Genomic DNA, 7,374 nt, shown 5'->3' with positions numbered 1-7,374 from the left:
GAGTGATATAGTCCCTAAGCGAAGAACAATATTTTGAGTAACAATAAAGCCATTTAATAAGTAACCGACAATTAGCGAACCAAAAAGCAGCAAGCTATGTTTAAAAAATAACTGCTGCCGCCATGCAAACAAGAGACAGCACACTATGCCTACAACAAGAATCAACAAAGCTCCACGACTCAAGGTTAAGCCCATTGCAAAAGCAAACAACGCACCGAGCAGGCTAATAAAAACTAATAACCAAGTGCTAATCGTGGATTTTAGTGCATAACGCATCAGCAAGGGTAAAATAATCATCGCCAAAAAAGCAGCATGTGTATTCCAGTTTCTCATCAACCCAACAGGGCGTGACATATCTAAAGCAAACTTCTGATAGCAGGTATAGAACACTAAGACGACGCCTAAAAACAATATAAATCGATCAAAATAAAGCTCTTTTTTTTCATTACCTGTATAAAGCAATAAAATAGCTTAACGCCCCTCCCACAAAGGTAATCAGCGTCATTATGCTAATAGATTTAGCGACAGAAAGAAAAAAACTAGAAAAAATTGCCCAGATAACAAAAATCAAATACGCAACAAAGGCTTTATCTTTGATGATTGTATAAAGATAATTAGGGTTGCGTAATTTCCATAAAGCAAGCATCCATAATAAACAAAGTGAGAGCCATTGCATTAACGTGTTATCGGTAATCTTCGGCAGCATCATTGCAACGATAAGAACAATTACCTGTAACAATGAGCCATATTGATTTATTACTTTTTTCATTTTCAATAATTGGGGTCAGAGTAAAATTGTTTCAATTAATTGACTGGTGACTAAATTCGTTTTTATTAATTGTTGATCATTTGTAATTAAAGTAGCTTGATAATACAGAGTTGATGCAATAATGATACTGTCTGGCAGTTTTATTTTACTTTTTCGCCTAATCATAATGGTTTTATCTTTCACCGTTTCTGTTAATTCTATACGATTAAATTTAGATAAAACCTTTTTAATTTCATCTATTTCTAACAAGGTTAATTTTGAATAGGATAGTAGCTCTATTTCCGTAATAATAGAAATATGATATTCATTACTGTTTTTTAAAATTAAGTTCTGATTTAGAATATAAATAATACTGTTGGTATCTAGTAAATAACGCATTATTCCCATTCATCTCTTATTTTTCTTTGCCATTCAACTGGGTCTACTTTTTTAAAGGCTTCTATTTTTACCGCTGAAAAATCAAATTCATTTTCTCCGGTGTCTTGTATAACTTCATTTTTTATAACTTCTCAGGCGCGCCATGCTACCTCACAACATTCTGGGACTCCTGTCACCAACATTCATTCGCCTACGCAGCGAATGGGAGATGCCCTGGTCGCCCTGCGTCCGTCTCAACTACGCACAAAACCCTGCTCCGTTAAGACTACCTCAAATGGCTGGACGGCTATTCGGAATGCAATTCTTGCCTCCCTCGCGCGCTACTAGCGCACTTCGGATCAGCGAATTGCCCTGTCGCCTACCAGGGACTAAAAATCATCACTCCGCTTAGGCTCCGTTTCCCTGATTTTAAGCGATTGTATTTTCAGGTAATTGTTTGAGAACCTGCATAACTTGAGCTAGTCTATTATCTTGTACATTTAATGTAATTCTATGCATAAGTATCCTTTATTACAATTTTTAAGCTCTAAGGCGTTAGCCCAGTTTGATATATGACTTACCCTTAGTCTTATTAGTATAAAGGATAATTCTCACCAAATAAATCCCGCGTATAAACCTTTTCTAACACATCTTGAAGATCATCGTATGCTATGGGTTCAAAAACAAGGGGTGTGCGGCCGAGCAAGGTCGATAATTCCAGCGGGTGAAAGTCCCGCTCTGGCAAGGTAGGTCAACCACCAGATAGTAAGCATCGGGCAGGCGGAGGTAACTCCAAATGTTAAGCACGATGGGCGCAAGCCAGCAGGCCGTAAGCGAAAGTTGAAGTGAATTTAGTCTCGAAATGATTTTACGTAAGCAGGACGACATGTTAACGGCGCTCAAAATCCGCGTAACTATGGCGAGTATCGCCACTTATAGCCATCCAGTATTCTATCTGAGGGTTTTTACCAGCTGAAGTTTCCCAATAATTATTTATGGTAAAATTGAAACTATGCTACAACTATATGAAAAAAATAGTCTTTTCATTCGTTTCAAATGCTATTGCCTAAGGGGAATTAAGTAGGGGTTTGCTATAAACATGGCAAAACCACCTAAAATAAACCTCGATACACCAGCATTGTGTATTTCAGCTACTCAATAATTGGGAAACTTCAGTATAACGTAAACATTTACCAGTTTACAGTTTTGTTTTGTAGCCCGTATTACGCAAGCTCCACCGCTGCCAGCCATGGAGAGCGAACGCGAGGGCTGGTAGTCCCCAGAAGGCGTAGGGCCGTTGTTTTGTCGGAATCGTAGCGCTAGCGTAGGTGGAGACAAAATAAAAGGCATTCCGAAACGCCGTCCAGTCATTTGAGGGAGTGTTACGAAGCCAGCACCGAGTTTACGATGGTAGTGGCGAAGTGGCACGTACGCAGGACGTCTGGGGCGCCGAAGGCATTAGCGGTCGCGTTAAGTTTTTGCCGCTTGCTTGGGCTGGGATGCCCAAAACAAGCTTTCGCAAAAATAGCGACTCCCCGCACGGGCTACTTCATGGTTATATGAAGGATGCCACAATTTGGCTGGTTTTACCCTTTTTAAATTTTTACTTTATGGTGATTTGATAAGTAGGGGCGGCTTTAGCAGCGATAAATATTGATGTTTTGTGTACACCCAGTCACGCCTTAAACCCTTCTACAATGAGATAAAGCTGAAGTTATTTATGCCTACTTGGAAAGCTGCTATTTTATTGCTATGCTCAAAGTAAGGTTAAGGAGAATATTATGAAATACATCAGGTTTTTGCAACGGTGGGAGTGATGTCGGGCTGGTTGGTGGAAAAAATGCCAGCCTGGGCGAGATGTATCAAAACCTGACGCAGTTGGGTGTTAATATTCCTAATGGTTTTTCAACCACTCGGGATGCTTATGAATTATTACTTGCGCAAAATAGTCTTGCTCAGCGTATTGATAAACTTATGGATGGACTGGATATTGAAGACGTAGCTCAACTGCAGTTATGTGGCAAAGCAGTGCGTGAATTAATTCTAAATGAGCCTCTCCCGCCTGAACTTGAAGTGGAAATTGTAGATGCTTACAGGGAGCTTTCTGAAAAGTATGGCGAGAATAGTATTGATGTCGCAGTGCGTTCATCTGCAACAGCTGAAGATCTTCCCGATGCGAGTTTTGCAGGACAGCAAGAAAGTTTTTTAAATATCCGTGGCGATCTGTCTTTATTAATTCATGTCAGAAAGTGTTTTGCTTCACTGTTTACTGGTCGTGCTATCAGCTATCGGAATAGTCGTGGTTTTGATTATCGTCAGGTTGCACTTTGTGTTGGTATTCAGAAAATGGTATGCAGTGATCAGGCGAGTAGTGGGGTTATGTTTACTCTGGACACACAAAGCGGGAATGATAATGTCATTACCATTAATGCAGTCTTCGGGCTGGGAGAAAATATAGTAGGAGGGCGGGTTAATCCCGATGAATTTTATGTTTTCAAACCTACTCTGAAAGCTTATAAATCAGCGATTATCAAGCGCCAGCTCGGCTCTAAAGAAATGAAGATGATCTACGATGACAAGCTTAAGACCTTAAATGTTTCCACTACACTTAATGAAAGGGCACGTTTTTCGCTTAACGATAATGAAGTAGTAATTCTGGCACGTTATGCTCTTATTATTGAAGAGCATTATGGCGTAGCAATGGATATCGAATGGGCTAAAGATACTAGTGAAGGTGAGTTCTATATTGTACAGGCACGTCCAGAGACAGTACATTCCAAGCGCCTTCGTAGTAAGCAGGCTCAATGTATTGAAAAGTATAGGCTTAAAGAAGATAGTTCAAAGCGTACCCGGTTATTAAGTGGCTTGGCTATTGGTGAGAAAATTGGTTTTGGCGTTGTTAAGGTAATAGCGGATTTAAGCGAGGCTTTCCGGTTTAATGCGGGAGAAGTACTGGTGACTGATATTACTGATCCTGATTGGGAGCCATTAATGAAAAAGGCTGCTGCCGTGGTTACTAATAAAGGCGGACGAACTTGTCATGCGGCGATTGTGGCACGGGAAATAGGAGTAAGTACTATTGTAGGCACCTCGAATGCCATGGAGCTACTACAGGATAATATGCTAGTGACAGTTTGTTGTGCTGAGGGTGAGACAGGATATGTTTATCAGGGGGAAGTTGATTTTGAAATTGAATCGATTGATTTGCAAGATATGCAAGAGCCTAAAACAAAATTGTTTATGAATGTGGGCAATCCTGAGCAGGCATTTAGTTTGGCAGAGATCCCTAATCAGGGGGTAGGGCTGGCGCGTATGGAGTTTATTATTAATAACCATATTAAAGCGCACCCAATGGCGCTTTTTGATATGTATCAAGGACGGTATGTTAAAGGAAGTGAACAGATTGAGAAATTAATGCAGGTTTTTTCTGACTCTAAAAGTTTTTTTGTGGATAAGCTTTCTGCAGGGATAGGGATGATTGCTGCTGCTTTTTACCCCAATCCGGTGATTGTCCGTACTAGTGATTTTAAGTCTAATGAATACAAACATATCCTGGGTGGTGAAGCGTATGAGAAAGATGAAGAGAATCCGATGATCGGATTTCGCGGTGCGAGTCGTTATTATTCTGATGCTTATAAAGAGGCTTTTAAATGGGAATGTATCGCACTTAAAAAGGTGCGGGATGACATGGGCTTAACTAATGTTAAATTGATGTTACCTTTTGTCAGAACTCCCGATGAAGGTCGACGGGTGATAGCGATAATGAATGAGATGGGATTGATTCAGGGGCAAAATGAACTGGAGATTTATGCTATGTGCGAAATTCCCAGTAATGTCATTTTGGCCGATGAGTTTTTAAAGGTATTTGATGGCTATAGTATTGGTTCAAATGACCTGCCCCAGCTTACCTTAGGTGTGGATCGAGATAGCACTCTAGTAGCGCATATCTTCGATGAGCGTAATGAAGCAGTAAAGCGCATGTTGAAAATGGTGATTGATGCCTGTAAAAAAGAGGGGAAATATATCGGTATTTGTGGGCAGGCACCTTCTGATTATCCTGAAATTACTGAGTTTCTAGTGGGAAATGGTATTAGTTCAATCTCTCTTAATCCCGATTCAGTGTTGAAAATGCGGCAAGTGGTGGTAAAGCTAGAAAAGCGACTTAAATTAAATGGTTAATTTATAAAAAATAAAAGACCTCTGAAATGACGGGCTGATTAATGTACTGATGTTTCAGATGAATTTAGTGTGTTGTTTTAAATCAATAGGGTAAATTTGAAAAGACTATTTTTTGCATTGTGGCCTGACGAGCAGACGAGAAAAGAGGTTAATCAGTTTAATAAATCGATTACGGCGGAGGGACAAAAAAAGGTTAAAGCGGATAATTTACATGTTACGTTGCTGTTTTTAGGCAATACACCTGCCCAGACTGAAGCTGAAATCAGGCAGGCAGTTAAAAAGATAAGTGTTCAACCATTTGTACTGCATTTTGATCAGCTGGATTTTTGGCAAAAACCAAAAGTTTTATGTTTAACAATGGAGCAATATGATCCGCAATTAGCAATATTAGTTGATGCTTTGAAAAAGATAGCTGATCAGTGCGGGTTGTCGATTGAAGAAAGGGCTTATAAACCACATGTTACCCTGGCCAGAAAAGTGCGTAGGCTGATTGAGGCTGATTTGGATGCTATAGAGTGGCAGGCCGACTGCTTTTGTTTGATCGAATCCTGTAGTACAGCTGATGGTGTTCATTATCAGGTATTACAACGCTGGGATTTTGAAAATTTTAACAGTTCTTAAATGCTGACAATCTTCAGCGACAGTAGAATAAAGCGTCTGGCTGGTAAAACGCTGGAATTACGAATACATGAGTATTGCTGAGGGTATAGGTTAAACAGGTAAATAATAATTTGAGGCGGTGAGAAATAATGGAAGCAATAGTTTATAAAGTTGATACTGATGAAATGGCAGGGCGTTTTACCAGGATGGAATCGCAGGTGCCCAAAGTTGAAGGGCATGATTTATTAGTAAAGATACAGGCAATTTCTGTTAATCCAGTTGATTATAAGGTTCGTCAACGGATTTCAACGCCAGAGGATGGTTCAAAAGTACTTGGCTGGGATGCGGCAGGTATTGTTGAGTCAGTCGGAGATAGGGTCAGTCTATTTAAGCCGGGTGATCGTGTTTTTTATGCAGGAGATATTACTCGTAATGGTAGTTATGCATCTCATCAGCTGGTCGACGAATATATTGTTGGTCTGATGCCAGAATCCCTGGATTTTGCGGCAGCTGCAGCGTTACCTCTCACTAGTATTACCGCCTGGGAAGCTTTGTTTGATCGTATAAAGATCAATCCTGATGTTGATGCAGGTAAACAAATATTAATTATCGGTGGCGCAGGTGGTGTGGGTTCAATTAGCTAAACAAGTTGCCAGGCTAAATGTGATTGCTACGGCCTCAAGAGAAGAGAGCCGTCAATGGTGTCTCTCTTTAGGCGCTGATAAAGTGATTAACCATAACGAAGACATACGGCACCAATATAAGCACTATGATCTTTCAGCACCTGATTATATTCTCTGCCTTAATGATACCGATTCTTATTTTGAACTTATGTCGGAACTGGTTGCGCCTCAGGGAATGATTTGCAGTATAGTTGAAAGCAGGCAGAGTTATAACATGGATAAATTAAAATCTAAAAGTGCCGGTTTTGTCTGGGAGTTTATGTTTACCCGGTCTATGTATCAAACGGCTGATAGAATTAAACAGCATGAAATGTTGAATAAAATTGCCGAGCTTGTAGATTCCGGGAAAATCACATCAACTTTAAATAAAACCTACAGTCAGTTATCTGTAGAGAATATTATTGCAGCGCATAATCAACTTGAGGATGGCTCTTGTATTGGGAAAATAGTACTAGTCAGGTAAGGGGAGTTGTTACTGTTGAAGCTGTTCAGATAAGGTACGTAATCAGCTATACATCTAACTCACATCTTGCTCTCGACAAAAGTCGACAACTATATGAGAGCTTTTTAATGTTCTTTAATTGCATAGTAAGCACATACTTGCTACTATCAAGTTTCTGTAATCGTGTATAACAATAACAAAGAGGAAAAAAACGATGAGTGAAGAAGCAACAGCAAGTCTATATGATCAAATTGGTGGAGAAGCAGCAGTTGATGCTGCAGTTAACTTATTTTATCGTAAAGTTTTAAGTGATCACCGTATTAACCGTTTTTTTGATAAAACTA

The 7,374-nt window shown here is 39.8% G+C and carries 10 protein-coding genes; 7 read left to right on the top strand and 3 right to left on the bottom strand.

Features of this window, described 5'->3' with window-relative positions; all coding sequences use genetic code 11:
- The 3 genes from CDZ78_RS12925 to CDZ78_RS12915 all read right to left on the bottom strand — a co-directional run.
- Positions 1 to 462 (bottom strand): O-antigen ligase family protein (locus CDZ78_RS12925; protein ID WP_140414047.1); only part of this gene is annotated, 462 nt, incomplete at its 3' end.
- Positions 446 to 775 (bottom strand): hypothetical protein, encoded by a 330-nt coding sequence (locus tag CDZ78_RS12920; RefSeq protein ID WP_167374295.1) that lies wholly within the window; start codon positions 773 to 775, stop codon positions 446 to 448. The genes CDZ78_RS12920 and CDZ78_RS12925, both read right to left, overlap by 17 nt.
- Positions 776 to 784: 9 nt before the next feature.
- Positions 785 to 1,156, bottom strand: coding sequence for a type II toxin-antitoxin system VapC family toxin (locus tag CDZ78_RS12915; protein ID WP_087870381.1), 372 nt, complete (start codon positions 1,154 to 1,156; stop codon positions 785 to 787).
- A gap of 192 nt (positions 1,157 to 1,348) precedes the next feature.
- Between CDZ78_RS12915 and CDZ78_RS23815 the strand changes: the two genes are divergently transcribed.
- The 7 genes from CDZ78_RS23815 to CDZ78_RS12890 all read left to right on the top strand — a co-directional run.
- Positions 1,349 to 1,474, top strand: coding sequence for a hypothetical protein (locus CDZ78_RS23815; protein ID WP_263458613.1), 126 nt, complete (start codon positions 1,349 to 1,351; stop codon positions 1,472 to 1,474).
- A gap of 1,031 nt (positions 1,475 to 2,505) precedes the next feature.
- Positions 2,506 to 2,748, top strand: a complete 243-nt coding sequence (locus CDZ78_RS12910) for a hypothetical protein (protein ID WP_087870380.1) — start codon at positions 2,506 to 2,508, stop codon at positions 2,746 to 2,748.
- A gap of 235 nt (positions 2,749 to 2,983) precedes the next feature.
- Positions 2,984 to 5,305, top strand: a complete 2,322-nt coding sequence (ppsA, locus tag CDZ78_RS12905) for a phosphoenolpyruvate synthase (RefSeq protein ID WP_373862487.1) — start codon at positions 2,984 to 2,986, stop codon at positions 5,303 to 5,305.
- Positions 5,306 to 5,401: 96 nt separating this feature from the next.
- Positions 5,402 to 5,926 carry an RNA 2',3'-cyclic phosphodiesterase gene (gene thpR, locus CDZ78_RS12900; RefSeq protein ID WP_087870379.1) on the top strand — a complete coding sequence of 175 codons (525 nt, stop codon included), beginning with the start codon at positions 5,402 to 5,404 and terminating at the stop codon, positions 5,924 to 5,926.
- A gap of 128 nt (positions 5,927 to 6,054) precedes the next feature.
- A complete protein-coding gene (locus tag CDZ78_RS23185) occupies positions 6,055 to 6,549 on the top strand; it encodes an alcohol dehydrogenase catalytic domain-containing protein (protein ID WP_244559247.1) in 495 nt (164 codons plus the stop codon).
- Positions 6,530 to 7,051, top strand: a complete 522-nt coding sequence (locus CDZ78_RS23180; RefSeq protein ID WP_244559246.1) for a zinc-binding dehydrogenase — start codon at positions 6,530 to 6,532, stop codon at positions 7,049 to 7,051. The genes CDZ78_RS23185 and CDZ78_RS23180 overlap by 20 nt, the downstream gene beginning before the upstream one ends.
- 193 nt (positions 7,052 to 7,244) lie before the next feature.
- Positions 7,245 to 7,374: globin domain-containing protein (locus tag CDZ78_RS12890; protein WP_444979209.1), on the top strand; the 130-nt coding region annotated here is incomplete at its 3' end.

Origin of the sequence: Bathymodiolus platifrons methanotrophic gill symbiont, from assembly GCF_002189065.1 — a bacterium.
In the GTDB taxonomy this organism is placed as follows: domain Bacteria; phylum Pseudomonadota; class Gammaproteobacteria; order Methylococcales; family Methylomonadaceae; genus Methyloprofundus.
The sequence above is the reverse complement of the archived record's forward strand: the minus strand, read 5'-3'. Positions and strand labels throughout refer to the sequence as shown.